We start from the raw sequence: 17,838 nt of genomic DNA, 5'->3' as shown, positions 1-17,838 counted from the left end.
ACTACGAGCTGGTTATAATCGCGCTTTTTTTGTTGAAGTTGTAACCATGCTGCTTTGTCACTGTCGTTCCATGGTTTATTAGGGGTACCAATTGGGTATAAAGTGTCGCTCATTGTGTGCCTTTAACTTGTCGCTTTATAAAGGCGTTAGCTTATCGCTGCAATTAACAGCCTGCAACTAGAAATGCTCAGTTACACCAGCCGTGTTTTCGTACAAGGTGGCGTTTTCGCGTTTATGTTTTTCAAATAAATACTCACGTAATGCCTCTTTACCACTTTTGATACTGATAATTTTTGCGGCATAGCCTAAATTAGTTTTACGGACTAAATCTATAAGTAGAGTGACTTTTTTCTTATTGGGTAGTTTAAACGTGATATGTTGCGCGTGGGTAAGGCTATAGCGATGATCGCGCGGCTTTAATAGCACGCCACTGCTTGAGAGCGAAAGCACATAAAAGCGCTCGCTTTGTAAATGCAGGTCTGAATAACGCCAGCTTCTGTCTACACCTTCGGTATCAATTACCTCAGGCGCACTCAGTACGGGGTTGAAGTAGCCGTCATCGTTGAGCTTAAACTCAAGCGGAAACCACAACTGATAATGGCCCACCTCAGCTAACATGGTTAATTTAGCGTGAGACAACAAACCTTTTAGTGTATCTGGCAAAGCCGTTTTTAAGCTAAGCTGCGAGTTATCGTTTGTATTGTCCTTGTTACTGCCTACAACAGACGAAATAAAACTTAACTCTTCCTTAGTTAAATCCATATTATTTCTCGTTTAATAAAAGCTTCACATTAAACCAATAGTGCAATTTGTTCAATATTCAAACGTAAAGTTTAAGCAAATTTAAACACCTGTTTAGAGTAAATACTTAAGGCCTGTTGATTGTTTTAGGAGGAGTTTACCGCAGTTTAAACACCCAATGTACACAGCCTTTGGGCTATTTATGAGGCCTGCTTGTACATGCTTTGGTTAACCAGGCCGCCACTTTTAAGGCGCGGCGCGCCTTGGCGTTTAAACTGTGATAAAATTTATTTTTAATTTTAGTTTATTCAAGGTTTTATGGCGCAGTTTATTGCCACTCCAAGCTGGTTAGGACGTTTTTTTACGCGTATTAGCACCGTTACTATTAAGCAAAGTTCACTCGTTATACATTTTAAAAATAATACTTCACGCGCCTATTTAATTAGCGACTTTACTAATTTTACCCAATTTAAAAAAGGCCTGTTTAGCGGAAAAATAACCCTCAATCATAGTACAAAAACGGTAATTAGCTTTTTAAATAAACAGCAGGCTCAAACGCTTAGTGAGCAGCTAAACAGTGTTTTTGCCAATCACCTAGAAGAAAAAGTGAATACAGCAAAAACGCTTGTAAAACGTTATGCAACAAACGAGTATCTTCGCGACTCAAACGTGCCGTTATTAAAGTCGGCGGTGTTTTCACTGGCACAGCAGTACGGCGCAATACCTGCACTATGGCAGCAGCATTTATCGGCCATTAATATTAAGTTTTTAACTATTTTAAGTAGCTCACCAACAGTAGCGCATGCCACAGAGCAGCTACGTAAAAGTTATGAGCAAAAAACACTAACGGCAAGAGCCGACTTTTATAATGTGGTTGAATCAAACCCGCTTACACACGATCAACGCCTTGCTGTTATACGCAATAACGACAAAAATTTAGTGCTAGCGGCCGCAGGCACTGGCAAAACCTCAGTAATGGTTGCAAAGGCCCTGGATTTAATTGCCCACGGTGGTGTAAAACCCGAGCAAATATTGATACTTGCTTATAATAAAAATGCAGCAAACGAATTAAATCAACGCTTTAATTTAAGGGCGCAACAAGCAAACTTAAACGTTACGCCGCCTACTATTTTAACCTTTCATGCGCTGGGGCTTAAGTTACTGCAAAGCGCTAATAAAACACGTAGCTTATCGCCTTTTGCAAACGATGCTATGGCGCTTAATAAATGGTTTACCCAGTGGCTTAGTAATACCCTAAAAACAGACTCACGTTTTTGTAAAACTTTTGTTGATACCCTGTACGAACCTACAGATAGCCTCAATACCGAAACTAGAACCGCAACTAAAACCGCAACTAAAACCACAATAAAAGCACAAACCTATCACACTTTATCAGGGCTAAAAGTAAGCAGTTATCAGCACTTATTAATTGCCAACTGGCTTTATATGTATGGTATTGAACACACTTACCAAAATGATGACACCGCCGATTTTTACTTGCCACAGCACCAGGTTTACTTGGCGCATTTTGTGACAGATAGGCAAGGTAATTCAGTGCTGCACGCGGCTAACTTGCACAATAGCGAGCATATTAAATATGTACGCGCGCACCATAAAAAACAGGGTCATGCGTTGGTGCAAACATTTCATTATAACTGGCAAGAAGCTCAGCTTGAGCAGCGTTTAAAAGCACAACTACAAAAACATAAAGTGAACATTAACCCCTTAGATAACCAGGCAGTGTACGAGCGTTTATCTGCAACAGGGCTGTTAAAGCAAAATATAAATAAATACTTAAACTGCCTAAGCGCAATACGGGGTGAGCAACTGTCTAACTCTCAAATAGCAGCGCGAATAGCTAAAAGTGGCATTATAAATCATAAAAGCTATGCAACATTATTGGTGGCAATGCAGCGTGCATACTACGAAAAATTAAAAGAGCAAGATGCTATTGATTTTGACGACATGATTGCAAGCGCAGCTCAGGCGGTTAAATTGGGGGAGGTAAGTGTACCTTGGCGCCATATTTTAGTTGACGAATTTCAAGACATTTCATGCGCACGCATGGCGTTTTTAAATACGTTAATAAAGAGTGGTCCACAACCTTGTTTTACTGCGGTTGGCGATGATTGGCAGGCTATTTATCGGTTTTCAGGCGGTAATTTGGCGCTCACCACGCAGTTTAACGATTTAATAGGCAGTCACTCACTCACGTTATTGCAAAAAACGTTTAGATATAACAACAGTATTAGTGAGGTAGCGGGGCGCTTTGTAATGCAAAACCCTGAACAATATAAAAAGCACATCACCACACATACGCAAGTAAGCACCCCTCAAGTTGTTTTGCTTGATGATTTACACCAAGGTAAAAAGTCAGTAGCACTAAAAGTGCAGCAAACTATAGCCACAATTAATAAAAATAATAACACAGCCAGTATTGCCGTCTTGAGCCGTTATCGGTTTATGCTTAATGAGGTAGAGCAGCATTTAGCAGGTAACAACTTTGCTAACCCACTGCATTTTTGGACACTGCATGGCTCAAAAGGACTCGAGGCCGATTACTGTATTATTATAGGTTTTGAGCAGGGCAAGTTAGGTTTTCCAAGCAATAATCCGGACAATTTATTTGTTGAGGCATTATTGCCCGCACAAGATACCTTTAATCATTCAGAGGAGCGACGTTTATTGTACGTAGGGATCACGCGCGCTAAGCATAAAAGCTATTTAATTGCTCCGCCATCTGCGTGTTCTGAATTTATTAGCGAGCTAATAAACGATAATTACCCTATTGATATAGCCTCTAATTTGTTTGTAAAACAGAGTAAACAGCAAAATAAGTAAGGTTAATGATTAAATGTAAGAGTATTGGCTGCGTAAAACGCACATCGCGCTTTTGTAACTAGCAGTCAAACTTGCTTTATACACTAATGCCATGTGTCGCAATCATTGAGACCCACATTTACTATTTAGCCTACCATTACATGCTGTTAAACTTAACGCCTATTTAGATCATTTTTGAGAGCGTTATGCGTACCCGTGCTTTTTTTACTAAGCGAGTGAGCTTTATATTCGTTTTATTTACTTTATTTTCATTTAAAGGGGCTGCCCAGCAGCAAGATCAAACCCTTATTTTAGCCGGTAGTACAATTAATAGTTGCAGTGCTAATGCGGCGCAAAGTTGCAATACGCAAAATAACTCAAAGTCACAAAGTGTGTTTAAGGTAACCAATACTAATATTGAGCAAATAAAATTAAATTGGCCCACTAACAATTCAAATAACCAAGCAAATGTTTTAAATACCTTACGTGCTCTTAGTAGCAAAAGTGCAAACGCAGTCTCTAAAAGTGAGCTGCTTTGGCAATGGCGAGATATAAACAACGAGCAACTTAATAGCCTAACAAAGCAAGAGTTTAATTTTGTGTTTGATATGCTCGAACAACCTTATGCAAACACCACCCCAAAAGCTGAGCCACCAAGCAACGGTATATTGCAATTTATAGCGGGGAGCTTAAAGGTTGCTAACCCAACACCCACCTTATTAATTATTAGCGCAGCCCAACGCGACCCATACGCACAGGTAGAGGCGTTTAAAACGCTTTTACCAAAAGGTGTAACCAGCCAATGGTTACCGCTTACACCTGCACTTGCTAAAGCAATTACTAACAGTACCTGTAGTGATTTACCGGCGCTGCGTCACTCACAAATGAACCTGTATAATCGCAGCAATGTATACCCCGAGCTCACAAAGGCTGAGCAAACACTTTGTAATAATGGGGTTGAGGCGTTAGTTAATTTAATAAACACCAGCACCGGTGTTTTATTTAGCGACGGCAAGGCTAAAAATGCTTTAAAAGCACTGTATGATGAAAATAATACTGCCTACCCTTGGACTAACGCGCTTAAAACTCGCCCTGTTATTGTAGGGCTAGGTGCAGGAAGCAAAATACAAAGCGAAAACGTCTATCTTTCACAGCACCAAAGCGAAGCGGTATTAAAAGCAAAGCTTACCCCACAGCCTAATGCACTTAACGGGTTAAGCACGTTTACCTATGGGCCACTGAGTACCCGCTTTAGTGAGCAAAATCAAACGTTAAACCTAGCGGGTACATTAAATACCGCAAAGCAAAAAAACGGTGATATTAAGCACGGTTTTGGTATTGATGAAAACACAGCCCTTGTTGTTATTAAATCCAACAAAGGAAATTTAATGACCGTAATAGGGCAAAGTGGGGTTGCGCATTTAAGTACGCAGCAAAAAGCAAACAGCTATAACTACTCGTACTGGCCTGCTCGCAGTGTAATAGATATTACTAATGCCGGGTTTGAACTTAGCGAGCGCACCATTAGCCAAGCATTAGCGCCTGTTAAAATACCGCCTTTACCGGTACAGCGATTTGCCAATATTTTAAGCGATTCAAAACTACGCTCGCTCACGCAAGCTATGTGCCTAAGCCAAGAGCAAAGTGCGGTAGGGCAACAAGATGACCTTTTAATAAATTTAACTGCCACAAAAAATACGGATTATTACCGCATTAATACCCAGCCGTATGGTTGCGCATTAAGTAATTTGTCACTGAATGTAGAGCGCTTTTAACCTTAAGCGCTAGTACTAAATATACTTAATAACCCGATACAAAGGTTTATGTTTATTTTAATGGGCTATAAAATAGCGCCCAAGTAATTTATACCTATTCGCTTAATTTAGTGGTTACGTTTTACGAATAGGCATTAACCAAGCAGATTTTACAGAGAGTAGTTTATGAATAACGAGCACGACATAATTGACAACCTAGCAGAGCTAGAGAACTTTTTAGTTATGGTAGAAAACGGCGGCTTAGGCTTAAAAGGTGTATCGGGTGTAGGTATGGCTACAAGCAATAAAGACGGCAGCCATTTTGTTGCAGTATTTGACGACAAACAACAGTTATTACTGGCGCGTGGCATAACAGCCGAGGTATTTGAAAACGGTAAAGACATGGTGCGTAACGGCGTAGGGCGTACACACTAATAAAAACTAAAAAGCGCCGTATGGCGCTTTTAACTGCTTAAAACTAACTCTAAAATATTTAAAGCCTGGCGACTTGTTTTGAACTAATACTGGTCACAATATTATTTTCAAAACGGATCAATACAATGTACATCCCACCAATCGAGCCTTTTAGTTTATAAGTAAACTCTTCTGTTTTAACTAATTTGTCGCCATTAGCAATATCAACAGCTTCAATAAGCACATCTTTATAAAGTGGTGCGCCCACTAGAGCTACAATGTCAGATTTAGTTTTACCCACACTTAATAGATTTCCGTTTTTAAGTCGAAAACTACCCTGAGCAAACGCAAAGCTTGAAATAAAAAGAGATAAAAGCAGAGGAAGCACAATACGCTTTTTCATAAGTCATCCTTAAACACATAGTATTTAATGCTAGGTATACAAGGTAATACAGAAAAATGACAGTGAAAAAGAAATAAAGAGGAGGTTAAATGGTCGGTATGGCAGGATTTGAACCTGCGACCCCTGACACCCCATGACAGTGCGCTACCAAGCTGCGCTACATACCGACGTTGTTTGCAATAGTACGTATATTTTATTAAAAATCAATAAGTGATTGTTTGTTTGCGTGTTTATTGTGCAAATGAGCTAAAAAACTTTAAACTAAGGGCGTATCGCCCTTAGTAAGCACATGACGTGCAGCGCATATTAAGCCACCAAACAACACGCCCTAATCTTTATTTAGCCATTGATTGATCGAGTCATACATTTCATCGCGTATCAGCGGTTGTGCTTCTTTATTTGGATGTAATTGATCTCTTTGCATTAAGTTTGGCTTATCTGCCACATTAAGCATAAAAAAGTTAAGTAAATGAGCATTTGTTTTTTCACTTACTTGTGTAAAACTGTCAGTGAACATTTTACTGTAACGCGGCCCGTAATTAGGGGGAATGTAAATTTCCATTAACGCGACCATGGCATTTTCGGCTTGGCTTTTTTCGATTAAATCCGTTAAGTTGGCCTGCATTTTTGTTACCGGAAAACCACGTAAACCATCATTAGCACCAAGCTCAATAAGTACATGGCTTGGTTGGTATTGCGCCAGTAAGGCATCTAGCCTGCGTAAAGAGCCACCGGTAGTTTCGCCACTAATACTGGCATTAATTAGCTCTATATTACGCTGCTCTGCATCGTATTTATCTTGTAACAATTTAACCCAGCCTTGCTCTTGTTTAAGTCCATAGGCTGCACTTAAACTGTCTCCAAGTATTAAAATCGTGTTGTCGGCCGCCGCACTAAGTGGCTTGATAACTAAAAATAAAACGAATACAAAACGTAGGATTGAATGAGTCATATGTCAGCGCTTTCTCAATTAAATATTATTCAAGTAAATGGTTTGTCTAAAGTAGTTTCTACCTTCGAAGGTGAGTTGCCCATCCTCAGCGACATCAGCTTTAATGTCAAGCATGGCGAGTCAGTTGCTATTGTTGGCACCTCTGGCTCAGGAAAATCCACGTTATTAAGTTTATTAGCGGGGCTAGATACCGCCAGCAGTGGTGAAATTACCCTTGATGGCGAGCCGCTACATAAATTAGATGAAGAGCAACGCGCGGCATTGCGTGCAGAAAAAGTAGGTTTTGTATTTCAATCTTTTATGTTGGTACAAAGCTTAACCGCACTTGAAAACGTGATGCTGCCGGCAGAGCTTGCTGGCGAAAGCGATGCCAAAGAGCAAGCTCTTGCCCTATTAGAAAAAGTGGGGCTGAGCCATCGTATTGATCATTACCCATCGCAACTCTCTGGTGGTGAGCAGCAACGTGTAGCCATTGCCCGTGCCTTTATAGGCACACCTAAAATTTTATTTGCCGATGAGCCTTCTGCAAATTTAGACAGTAAAAACGGCAAAATGGTGGAGTCACTATTATTTGATTTAAACCAGCAGCACGGCACAACGCTAATTTTAGTAACTCACGATGAAGCACTCGCGCAAAAGTGCCAGCATATTGTACAAATTGAAGCGGGCTGCTTAGTTAAAAACTCAAAAGAGGACGTAGCGAATGTGGGCTAAGTTAGCACTTAAATTATTTGCACGTGAATTTCGCCGCGGCGAACTTACGGTAATTAGTGCCGCCATTGCGCTGGCGGTGTTAACGGTGCTTACACTGTCTATGGTCACTGAGCGAATAGCACAAAGCATAGCGCAAAAAAGTAGCGCGTTTATTGCCGCAGATAGAGTATTGGCAAGCGCCCATGAGCTAGATACGGCGTTTATTAGCAAAGCCAAACAAGAAAACTTACGAACTGCGCAAATGATCTACTTTGACACCATGTTATTTGCCAACGACGAGATGCAATTTACCTCGGTAAAAGCGGCGTCTAACGAATACCCGTTAAAAGGCGAGTTAAAAGTAAAATCATCATTGCTTGGCGAAACACAAGTAGCGCAAGGCGGCCCGAAGCCTGGCAATGTGTGGCTAAGCGAATCAGTTTTTTACAGCTTAAATATTGATATTGGCAGCCAAGTAGAGCTAGGCGCAGCAGTATTTAATGTAGAAAAAGTGGTGGTTGAGGAGCCAGATGCGCCGTTTAATGTATTTTCGAGCAGCCGCAGAGTGCTTATAAATATTGCTGATGTTGCAAAAACTGAGGTTATTCAACCTGGCAGCCGAGTAAATTATCGCCAACTCTATGCAGGCGGTGAATCAGATATAACGCGGTTTTATGAATGGTTAAAGCCGCAAATGGCTGAAAATCAACGTTGGTATGGCGTAAAAGATAGGCAGTCGCCCATATCAAATAGCTTAAACCGTGCAGAAAGCTTTTTATTACTGGCCGGTTTGCTGGGCATTATTTTGGCTACGGTTGCTATTGCTGTGTCGGCAAAGCGTTATTGTGAGCGCCAATACGACCCCGTAGCAATGATGAAAACACTTGGCGGAAGCCGTGCATTAATTCGTAAAATATATTTTATGCATTTACTCATGGTGTGTGCTTTAGCGGTTATTGTGGGTTTAGCCATAGGCTACGGTTTACAAGAAATAGCCACTGGTTATTTAGCAAAAAGCATGGATATGAGCTTACCTGCCGCCGGGTTTAAACCTTGGCTGGTGGCCATTAGCACAGGTGTTATATGTGCAGTTATGTTCTCTATTAAGCCACTGCTTGATTTATTTGATATTCCACCGCTTAGAGTATTGCGCCGTAATTTAGGCGACAGACTAGCCGTAAGCCGTGTGCACTTAGGTTTAAGCGCGCTTACGGTGTTTTTATTAATGTGGTTATTTAGTAACAACATTAAAATAACGCTTATTTTATTTGTCTCCACGCTTGCTTTGATTGCGGTTTTGTTTGTTATTTCAAAATTAATATTTGGCGGTGGTCGTAAATTAGGTTTAAAACCAGGCAATAGTTGGTCGTTAGCTATTGCTTCTATACAAAAGCGTGCCAACGTAAATGCGGTGCAGCTTATTAGCTTTTCATTGGCGATAAAATTGCTATTGTTTTTGATTGTGCTTAAAAATGACATGATCTCAGATTGGCAGTCTCAATTACCCGCCGATGCGCCTAATGCATTTTTAGTTAATATTACGCAAAACGAACTTGAGCCTGTAAATAATTACCTAGCAGAGAACGATATTTTAGTTTCGGATTTTTATCCAACCATTCGTGGGCGAGTAAATGCGGTAAATGGCGAGCTTGTTGCGCGTAAAGTGTCGTTGCAAGATAACGAGAAAAAAGATGAAGAAGCGCGTTCAGGCATTGGCCGTGAGCTTAATCTAACCTGGCTTGATAATGTGCCAGCCCAAAACGAAATTGTGCAAGGGCAGTGGTTTGGCGAAGGCGCAGTGGGTGAGGCATCGGTTGAGGAGTCTATGTTAGAGCGCCTAGACGTAGAAATAGGCGACACCTTAACATTTTTAATTGGTGCGCAATCATTTGACGCCAAAATTACCAGTGTGCGTAAAGTAAATTGGGCTACGCTAAAACCTAACTTTTTTATTATTTTAAGCCCCGATGTGCTAAAAGATTTTCCGGCAACGTATATTTCATCTGTGCGTATAGAGCCAGAGCAAAAGAAAGCGTTTAGCCAGTTACTGCGCACTTATCCAACCATTACTGCCATCGATGTAGATAACTTTGTTAAGCAAATACAATCAACCATTGAGCAGGTGTCGTTAGCTATTGGCTTTGTGCTTGCTATTGTGGTTTTGTGTGGCGCATTAGTGCTTATATCTCAGGTGCAAGCGAGCCTTGGCGAGCGAATGCAAGAAATAGTAATACTGCGAACTTTAGGCGCCAAAGGGCGGTTAATAAAAAATGCGACGCTTTATGAGTTTTTGCTATTAGGTGGCTTAGCTGGGTTTGTAGCCGCATTATTTAGTGATGTAGCCTTATTGATTGTTCAGCAGCAAATGTTTGACTTAGCCGGTAAATTGCACCCAGCAATTTGGCTAATAGGGCCTGTGTCGGGCGGGGTGTTTGTAGCCGCGCTTGGCTACTTTATGATTGCCCGTAAACTTAAACAAAATACCCAAGGCTTAGTACGTGCTTTAGCCTAAGCTATACTTTTAACGCTGAACGCCCGCACTAAGTTGCGGGCGTTTTTGTTTTTACTCGCCACTGGTAATTTATACAGTGCTCTGGCATTATTACCGTTATTGAAAAATAACAATAATGAGTGTGCTGTTTGGCCATTATTTTAGGGATAGACCCAGGTTCGCGTTTAACCGGTTATGGTGTGGTTGCGCATCAAGGCGCTAAATTTACCTATTTAGGAAGCGGGTGTATTAAATTAGCCGAGCATGAGTTCCCCATACGATTAAAAATGATCTACCAAGGGATCACGCAAATAATAGAGCAGTTCTCCCCCGAAACCTTTGCCATAGAAAAAGTATTTATGGCGCATAACCCGGATGCCGCGCTAAAACTTGGTCAAGCCCGAGGAGCCGCGATAGTGGGAGCCTCTATGGCCGACTTACCCGTATTTGAATACTCAGCCCGGCAAATTAAACAAGCCGTGGTAGGTAATGGCGGCGCCGATAAATCGCAAGTGCAACACATGGTAAAAAATATTTTAAAATTACCTGGCACACCGCAAGCCGATGCGGCCGATGCGCTTGCCATTGCAATTTGCCATGCGCACTCAGAACAAAATTTAATAAAACTAGCGGGTAGCGCAAGCAAAACCGTTAGAGGACGTTTAAGGAAATAAATATGATTGGCCGTTTAAATGGCATTTTAGTTGAAAAGCAGCCGCCCGAAATTTTATTAGAAGTAAGCGGCGTAGGCTACGAAGTACAAATGCCCATGACCTGTTTTTACGACTTACCCAATATTGGCGAAAACGCCATAGTGTACACGCACTTTGTAGTACGCGAAGACGCACAACTATTATTTGGCTTTAATAATAAAACCGAGCGCGCGCTTTTTAGAGAACTATTAAAAGCAAATGGTGTGGGCCCTAAACTAGGCTTAGCTATTTTGTCGGGCATGTCGGCGCAGCAATTTGTTAGTTGCGTAAACAACGAAGATGCCACAACATTGGTTAAATTACCGGGTGTGGGTAAAAAAACCGCTGAGCGTTTAGTGCTAGAAATGAAAGACCGCTTAAAAGATTGGGGTAACGATTTATTTACGCCATTTAGCGATAATGCCGTTATAGAGCCTCCTAGCGATGCAACAATTGCCAATAATGCTGCAGACGATGCCGTATCGGCACTTGTCGCGCTTGGTTATAAATTGCCACAGGCGCAAAAAGCAGTAAAATCGGTAAGTAAACCCGATATGTCTACTGAGGTTCTTATTAAAGAATCTTTAAAATCAATGTTGTGAGTAACCCATGATTGAAGCTGATCGTTTAATTGACGCGAGCGAAAAAACCAACGAAGACACCATAGACCGCGCAATAAGGCCCAAGCTTTTAGCCGACTACAAAGGTCAGCCGCATGTTAAGCAGCAAATGGAAATATTTATAGAGGCAGCGCGCAGCCGCGGTGAAGCGCTCGATCATCTATTAATATTTGGCCCGCCGGGCTTAGGTAAAACCACGCTTGCTAATATTGTTGCCAATGAGCTTAATGTAAGTATTAAAACCACTTCAGGCCCAGTACTTGAAAAAGCCGGCGACCTTGCTGCATTACTTACCAACCTTGAAGAAGGCGATGTGCTGTTTATTGATGAAATACACAGACTCAGCCCACAAGTTGAAGAAATACTTTACCCCGCAATGGAAGATTACCAACTCGATATTATGATTGGTGAAGGCCCCGCTGCACGCTCTATTAAATTAGACTTACCGCCGTTTACGCTTATTGGCGCGACAACACGCGCAGGCTCACTTACCTCACCACTTAGAGACCGTTTTGGTATAGTTCAGCGCTTAGAGTTTTACTCGGTAGCTGATTTATCGCATATAGTGGGGCGCTCTGCACATTACCTAGATTTACAAATGTGCGACGATGGCGCTACCGAAATTGCAAAACGCTCACGAGGCACACCGCGTATAGCTAACCGCTTATTGCGCCGTGTGCGCGATTACACGCAAGTAAAATCAGATGGTACAGTAAACGCCTCCGTTGCCGAGCTTGCCCTTGATATGATTGACGTAGATAAAAGCGGGTTTGATTACATGGACCGTAAATACTTACTTGCCATTATCGAAAAATTTATGGGTGGGCCTGTAGGGCTAGATAATTTAGCCGCCGCCATAGGCGAAGAAAAAGAAACCATTGAAGATGTAATAGAGCCTTTTTTAATTCAGCAAGGTTTTATACAGCGCACACCGCGCGGGCGAATTGTATCAGACAATGCGTATCATCACTTTGGTTTACTCCCAAAACAAGATTAACCCCTCTTTAGCCTGTTACAGAAAATGTAGCGGGCTACTTCCTCTGTTAAATGTAATACCAATTTGCAATAACACTTAATCATTTTGCAAAGCAAACGTGTCGCTACCTGTGTTAAAAACTCTCATTTACGACTGCAAGCAGAAGGTAGAGCAGTGCAGGAGCAATTGCCAAGAACAACGAAATAGCGAATTTTTTGCCTAGCTGTCAACACGTTTTTCCAGCCTCAACTTAGCTCACATAATTAAGAAAATTAGTATAGTTTTTTAAAACTTACTCAGCTTTCAGCCACTTTGTTGCAAATGTAACCAATAAATTAAAATCGTTTTGTAATTCACTTAACGTTAAGACTGGCGTGGCTATGCTGCGTACCATTAAAACCAGTTAGCTTTAAAGCAGTAGCAACATAAGAGATTAGACGTGGCGCTAATTGTGTTAATAAGTTTTACCTTGTTATAAACATGCTTTCTACTGAAAGTAGATAATTTAATGATACAAACTGGTAAAAAAAGATAGTAAATACACTGTTGGCAATTAAACAGATTGTGTAATTAAAACTTATTGCATGCCAAGTTGGCGGTAAAATTTAGGCAAAAAAAAGCCCGCATATAATGCGGGCAAACAACAAGTTGAAGGAAGTAATCCAGGGAACTACGTTTTACTTAATCAGGTTTTATCCAAAAAGAGTAAAACAATGTAATACGATTAAAAATCCTATTACTAAGAACTTGGCTTAATGAAAAATGTTTCATTCAGTGCGTAAGCTCGGTATGGGAGAATAATACGGAATAAGTATTTTTTGTTCAAACTAGAAAATTTAAAATTTCAGATAAGAAAAACTAATCTGATGAATTTTTTTGTTGTTCGAATCTTGTACGTTAATTATTCGTTAACTTTATAAGTGGCTGAAAATTAACAAATAACTGGTCTGAGCTGTATTGTTACAGTATTAGTTATATTAGTACATGCAAAGTGGCGTGAATTACTTTTGCGTGCTTATGCACTTTTTATGAATAAACGGTGCGTTTTAATAAGTTTACTGCGTATATTTACGCACTTTTGTAGTATTAAGTTGTGTTTTACTAAACGCGGTAGTCGCGTTTTAGAAACAAACAAGCGATTAAGCGTATGTTTAACGTTTTTTGTTGCCAATTCATAGCAATATCGTTGTCAGTAAACCCTTGACTCGATACACTAGATGCAACTTATGGCCGTTACAATGGTCTTATTTATACAAAATAACCAAATTGACGTTTTTTGAAATTATTTAGGAGTTTAACGTGGGATCAGGGCTTAATTTTTTAGATCTAATTCTAGAAGCCAGTTTGCTTGTGCAGTTAGTAATGCTAGCGCTAGTAGCAATGTCTGTTATGTCATGGGCAATTATTTTTCAGCGCAAAAAAGCAATTAGCGACGCCTTGTCTGATGCAAAAAAATTCGAACAAAAATTTTGGTCAGGTATCGACTTAAGCAAACTATACAACGAAATCTCATCACGTAGCGGTCAATCTCATGGTATTGAAGCGTTATTTACATCTGGCTTTAAAGAATTTGCACGCCATAAAAAGAACACCTTTCAAAGTGCTGGCATTGTAATGGAAGGTACGCATCGCTCAATGCGTGTGGCACTGTCGCGTGAAATCGAAAAACTAGAATCGAGCTTATCGTTTTTAGCAACAGTGGGTTCAATTAGCCCATATATCGGCTTATTCGGTACGGTGTGGGGTATTATGAATGCCTTTATAGCACTTGGTGAAGTGAAGCAAGCAACATTACAAATGGTAGCGCCAGGTATTGCTGAGGCACTTATTGCAACGGCAATGGGCTTATTTGCGGCTATTCCGGCTGTTATTGCGTATAACCGCTTTGCTAATAAAGTTGAAAAACTAGAATCACATTACATCAACTTTATGGAAGAATTTGCCAATATTTTACACCGTCAAGCAGCTACCCAAATAGAGGCTAAAGCGAATGTATCAGCGTAAGAAGCGCCGTCCGGTCGCAGAAATTAATGTAGTACCTTACATTGATGTAATGTTGGTATTGCTAATTATATTTATGGCAACAGCACCGCTTATTACTCACGGTGTGAAAGTTGATTTACCAAAAATGGAAGAGTCGGATTTAGTTGATACTAAAGACACGCCGCCCATTATTGCCTCGATTGACTCGGCAGGTAAGTACTATGTAAGCATAGGCACTGATCCAGAAGAGCCAATGGAAGCACTTGATGTGGCCGCGGTTATTAAGCTACAGCTAATGAAAAACCCTGATGTACCAGTAATGATTAAAGGCTCTGGTAAGGTTTCTTACCAAGAAGTGTTGTTATTAATGGACTTTTTAAAGAATGCTGGCGTACCATCTGTGGGTTTAATGACAGAATCCTTTGAGGGGACACAGTAGTAACATGAATAGTTCTATAATCAAGTCAGTACTTTTACATTTAGGTTTAGGGGGCTTTTTGTGGGCAACTGCAAATATACATCCACCGGCACCTAAAGTAATGGAAGTGACTCTTAATTCGGCTATTCCTGAGCCTGATAATGCGGTTTCGGCGGTCACGGTTGATCAAAAACAAGTTGAGCAAAAAATTGCTGAGCTACAAAAAAAAGAAGATGCTAAAAAACGCGCTGAAGATAAACGCATTCGCGACTTAGAACGCAGAGCCGCCAATGCACGTAAACAACGTGAAGCTGAAGCGCGTAATATTAAAAAGCTAGAGCAACAGCGCAAAGCAAAAGAGAAAGAAAAAGCACAAGCTGAGGCTGAAGCTAAAAAAGCGCGCGAAATTGAACAAAAAGAGCGTGCTAAAGCAAAACAAGCTGAAAAGCAAAAGCAAGAAGCTGAAAACGCTGCTAAAGCTGCTGCAGATAAACGCAAAGCAGAAGAAGAGGCACTGAAAAAAGCCGAAGCAGAGCGTAAAAAGCGTGAAGCAGAAGCTAAAGAACGTGCAAAAGAAGCCGAGCGTAAACGTCAGCAAGCGCTGCAAGAGCAAATGTTACAAGAACAACTTGCTAAAGAGCAGGCTGCACGTAGTAAAATACGCCAACAGCAAGTAGTGAGCGAAGTTGATAAGTATCGTGCTTTAATTATGGCGCGCATTCAGCAAAACTTACTGATTGATGAAAAAATGAAAAACCAACAGTGTCGAGTAAATATTCGTCTTGGGTTTAATGGTTTAGTAACGCAAGTTAAATCGTTAGGGGGTGATAAGCTAGTGTGTGAAGCTGCACTTAGAGCTGTGCGCATGGCCGATACATTACCTGTATCTAAAGACAAAGATGTATTCGAGCAACTTAAGAATATTAATTTAACAATCAAGCCAGAATTTTAAAGGAATGATATGTTCAGCAAAATTAAAATAGCCTTTGTAGTTATATTATTAGGGTTTCAGGGTGTAGCAAATGCGGCACTTGAAATTGTAATAACTGAAGGTGTAGACGGCGCACGTCCTATTGCCATCGTGCCTTTTAAATACAACGGTGTTGGCCCAATTCCACAAAAATTGAGCGATGTTATCGCTGCCGATTTAATGCGCAGTGGTAAGTTTAAACCGGTAGATGTAGCACAAATGCCACAGCTTCCTAATAAAGATGGCGACATTGACTACGCAGCATGGGTAAACCAAGGTGTAGAAGCGGTTGTAGTAGGCGAGGTAGAACAACAAACTGATGGGCGTTACTTAGTACGCTACGAATTAGTTGATGTTATTCGTGGGCAAATTACCGGTGGCCAAACTCAAATGATGAGCAGCGGTAAACTAGTAAAAAGCCAAGATCATATTTTAGAAGCGCGCGAAAGCGTAATTGGTGAAAGTGGCTTTCGCCGTTATTCACACCGCATAAGCGATGTAGTATATGAAAAACTAACCGGTGAAAAAGGCGCGTTTTTAACTAAAATTGCTTATGTAATCGTACGTGAAGACCAACCTAAGCCATACCAATTAGTGGTTGCCGATTACGATGGCTTTAACGAGCAAGTATTATTGCGCTCAAAGGAGCCGTTAATGTCGCCAGCTTGGTCACCAGACGGTACTAAGCTTGCGTATGTAACGTTTGAAAACCGCCAAAGCCAAATTTACATTCAAGACCTATACTCAGGTAAGCGTGAGCTGATCACTAGTTACCGTGGTATTAACGGTGCACCGCAGTTTTCACCAGATGGCAAAAAAATGTTATTGGTGCTTTCTAAAGACAAAACAGGTGCAACCGAAGTTTACGTTTTAGATTTAGCAACCCGTAAAGAAACACGCCTTACACGCCACCGTAGTATAGATACTGAACCATCTTGGTATCCAAATGGCCAGGATATTGTGTTTACATCTGAAAGGGGTGGTAATGCCCAGATTTATAAGTTAAATTTAAGAACTGGTAGGTCACAACGATTGACCTTCGACGGCGATATGAACCTAGCGGGTTCTATAACGCCAGACAGTAAAGAATTAGTGATGGTTAACCGTACCAACGGGCAGTACCATCTTGCTAAGAAAGAGCTGGCTACAGGCGCGTTTCAAGTATTAACGCGAACTCGCCTTGATGAATCACCGAGCATAGCGCCAAACGGTTCGATGATCATTTATAGCACGCTTCATAATAATAAACAGGTACTCGCGCTGGTATCGATGGACGGTCGCTTTAAAGCACGTTTACCCGTGCTAGACGGACAAGTAAAGGCACCAGCTTGGTCGCCATATTTACAGTAATATTTGCTGGTTTACTCAAAAATAGGAATCTACTCAATGCAACTTAACAAAGTACTTAAAGGCCTGCTAATCGCTGTGCCAGTAATGACATTAGCCGCTTGTAGCTCATCTTCAGATATTGATGAAGGCGCAGCTAACCAATCAAATCAAAGTGCAGTTGAGCAATCAACAAACACGGATACAGTTGAAGTAGCAACAATTTCACCTGAACAACAAGCAGAAGAGCAACTTCGTCAAAAGTATGAAGCGCTTCGTCAAGAACAAATTATTTACTTTGACTTCGACAAAGCAACTGTTGAGAACAAGTACGCAGAATTACTTCGTGCACATGCTGAGTTTTTAGTTCAGAACCCTTCAGTAAAAGTATTAATTGAAGGTCACGCTGATGAGCGCGGTACGCCTGAGTACAACATTGCACTAGGTGAGCACCGTGGCCAAGCTGTAGAAAAATACCTACAAAGCTTAGGTGTTTCTGCTAGCCAAATGTCAGTAGTTAGCTACGGTGAAGAGAAACCAATGGTTAAATCTCGCACTGAATCAGCTTTCGCTAAAAACCGCCGT

The 17,838-nt window shown here is 41.0% G+C and carries 16 protein-coding genes and 1 tRNA gene; 13 read left to right on the top strand and 4 right to left on the bottom strand.

Going from position 1 to position 17,838, the window contains the following annotated elements; all coding sequences use genetic code 11:
- Nucleotides 1-177: 177 nt before the first annotated feature.
- Nucleotides 178-762, bottom strand: a complete 585-nt coding sequence (locus B4F91_RS02360) for a hypothetical protein (protein WP_286938209.1) — start codon at nucleotides 760-762, stop codon at nucleotides 178-180.
- Between the two features lie 297 nt (nucleotides 763-1,059).
- Here B4F91_RS02360 and B4F91_RS02355 point away from each other — a divergent pair, with 297 nt between their 5' ends.
- From B4F91_RS02355 to B4F91_RS02345, 3 genes are all read left to right on the top strand, one after another.
- Complete coding sequence (locus tag B4F91_RS02355; RefSeq protein ID WP_286938211.1) at nucleotides 1,060-3,582, top strand: UvrD-helicase domain-containing protein; 2,523 nt, start codon at nucleotides 1,060-1,062, stop codon at nucleotides 3,580-3,582.
- 185 nt (nucleotides 3,583-3,767) lie between these two features.
- Nucleotides 3,768-5,336, top strand: coding sequence for a cyanophycinase (locus tag B4F91_RS02350; RefSeq protein WP_286938213.1), 1,569 nt, complete (start codon nucleotides 3,768-3,770; stop codon nucleotides 5,334-5,336).
- 165 nt (nucleotides 5,337-5,501) lie between these two features.
- On the top strand, nucleotides 5,502-5,750 hold the full coding sequence (locus tag B4F91_RS02345; RefSeq protein ID WP_004587250.1) for a hypothetical protein: 249 nt from the start codon (nucleotides 5,502-5,504) through the stop codon (nucleotides 5,748-5,750).
- 58 nt (nucleotides 5,751-5,808) lie between these two features.
- On the opposite strand, the gene B4F91_RS02340 is transcribed toward B4F91_RS02345, so the two are convergent.
- From B4F91_RS02340 to B4F91_RS02330, 3 genes are all read right to left on the bottom strand, one after another.
- Nucleotides 5,809-6,132 (bottom strand): hypothetical protein, encoded by a 324-nt coding sequence (locus B4F91_RS02340; protein WP_286938216.1) that lies wholly within the window; start codon nucleotides 6,130-6,132, stop codon nucleotides 5,809-5,811.
- 90 nt (nucleotides 6,133-6,222) lie between these two features.
- Nucleotides 6,223-6,299, bottom strand: a tRNA-Pro gene (locus B4F91_RS02335).
- Nucleotides 6,300-6,460: 161 nt separating this feature from the next.
- Nucleotides 6,461-7,084, bottom strand: a complete 624-nt coding sequence (locus B4F91_RS02330; RefSeq protein ID WP_286938217.1) for an arylesterase — start codon at nucleotides 7,082-7,084, stop codon at nucleotides 6,461-6,463.
- On the opposite strand from B4F91_RS02330, the gene B4F91_RS02325 reads away from it, so the two are divergent.
- From B4F91_RS02325 to pal, 10 genes are all read left to right on the top strand, one after another.
- Nucleotides 7,085-7,798, top strand: coding sequence for an ABC transporter ATP-binding protein (locus B4F91_RS02325; RefSeq protein ID WP_004587268.1), 714 nt, complete (start codon nucleotides 7,085-7,087; stop codon nucleotides 7,796-7,798).
- On the top strand, nucleotides 7,788-10,289 hold the full coding sequence (locus B4F91_RS02320; protein WP_286938219.1) for an ABC transporter permease: 2,502 nt from the start codon (nucleotides 7,788-7,790) through the stop codon (nucleotides 10,287-10,289). The genes B4F91_RS02325 and B4F91_RS02320 overlap by 11 nt, the downstream gene beginning before the upstream one ends.
- A gap of 128 nt (nucleotides 10,290-10,417) precedes the next feature.
- Nucleotides 10,418-10,942, top strand: coding sequence for a crossover junction endodeoxyribonuclease RuvC (gene ruvC / locus B4F91_RS02315; protein WP_004587270.1), 525 nt, complete (start codon nucleotides 10,418-10,420; stop codon nucleotides 10,940-10,942).
- A 2-nt stretch (nucleotides 10,943-10,944) separates the two neighbouring features.
- Complete coding sequence (gene ruvA / locus B4F91_RS02310) at nucleotides 10,945-11,562, top strand: Holliday junction branch migration protein RuvA (RefSeq protein WP_089347320.1); 618 nt, start codon at nucleotides 10,945-10,947, stop codon at nucleotides 11,560-11,562.
- Nucleotides 11,563-11,569: 7 nt separating this feature from the next.
- The gene (gene ruvB / locus B4F91_RS02305) at nucleotides 11,570-12,577 is read left to right on the top strand and encodes a Holliday junction branch migration DNA helicase RuvB (protein ID WP_004587272.1); all 1,008 of its coding nucleotides are present in this window, start codon (nucleotides 11,570-11,572) and stop codon (nucleotides 12,575-12,577) included.
- 1,278 nt (nucleotides 12,578-13,855) lie between these two features.
- On the top strand, nucleotides 13,856-14,560 hold the full coding sequence (gene tolQ, locus B4F91_RS02300) for a protein TolQ (protein WP_004587273.1): 705 nt from the start codon (nucleotides 13,856-13,858) through the stop codon (nucleotides 14,558-14,560).
- Nucleotides 14,547-14,978: a protein TolR gene (tolR, locus tag B4F91_RS02295; protein ID WP_004587274.1), complete on the top strand. Its 432-nt coding sequence runs from the start codon at nucleotides 14,547-14,549 to the stop codon at nucleotides 14,976-14,978. The genes tolQ and tolR overlap by 14 nt, the downstream gene beginning before the upstream one ends.
- 4 nt (nucleotides 14,979-14,982) lie before the next feature.
- Nucleotides 14,983-15,909, top strand: a complete 927-nt coding sequence (tolA, locus tag B4F91_RS02290; RefSeq protein ID WP_024032176.1) for a cell envelope integrity protein TolA — start codon at nucleotides 14,983-14,985, stop codon at nucleotides 15,907-15,909.
- A gap of 9 nt (nucleotides 15,910-15,918) precedes the next feature.
- On the top strand, nucleotides 15,919-17,277 hold the full coding sequence (gene tolB, locus B4F91_RS02285; protein ID WP_064386516.1) for a Tol-Pal system beta propeller repeat protein TolB: 1,359 nt from the start codon (nucleotides 15,919-15,921) through the stop codon (nucleotides 17,275-17,277).
- Nucleotides 17,278-17,313: 36 nt separating this feature from the next.
- The coding region (pal, locus tag B4F91_RS02280; RefSeq protein ID WP_288635353.1) for a peptidoglycan-associated lipoprotein Pal at nucleotides 17,314-17,838 on the top strand (525 nt) is incomplete at its 3' end.

It is taken from the genome of Pseudoalteromonas sp. UBA6610 (assembly GCF_002433295.1).
In the GTDB taxonomy this organism is placed as follows: domain Bacteria; phylum Pseudomonadota; class Gammaproteobacteria; order Enterobacterales; family Alteromonadaceae; genus Pseudoalteromonas; species Pseudoalteromonas atlantica.
Note: the sequence above shows the minus strand (reverse complement) of the source record. Positions and strands in the feature narration are given on the sequence as shown.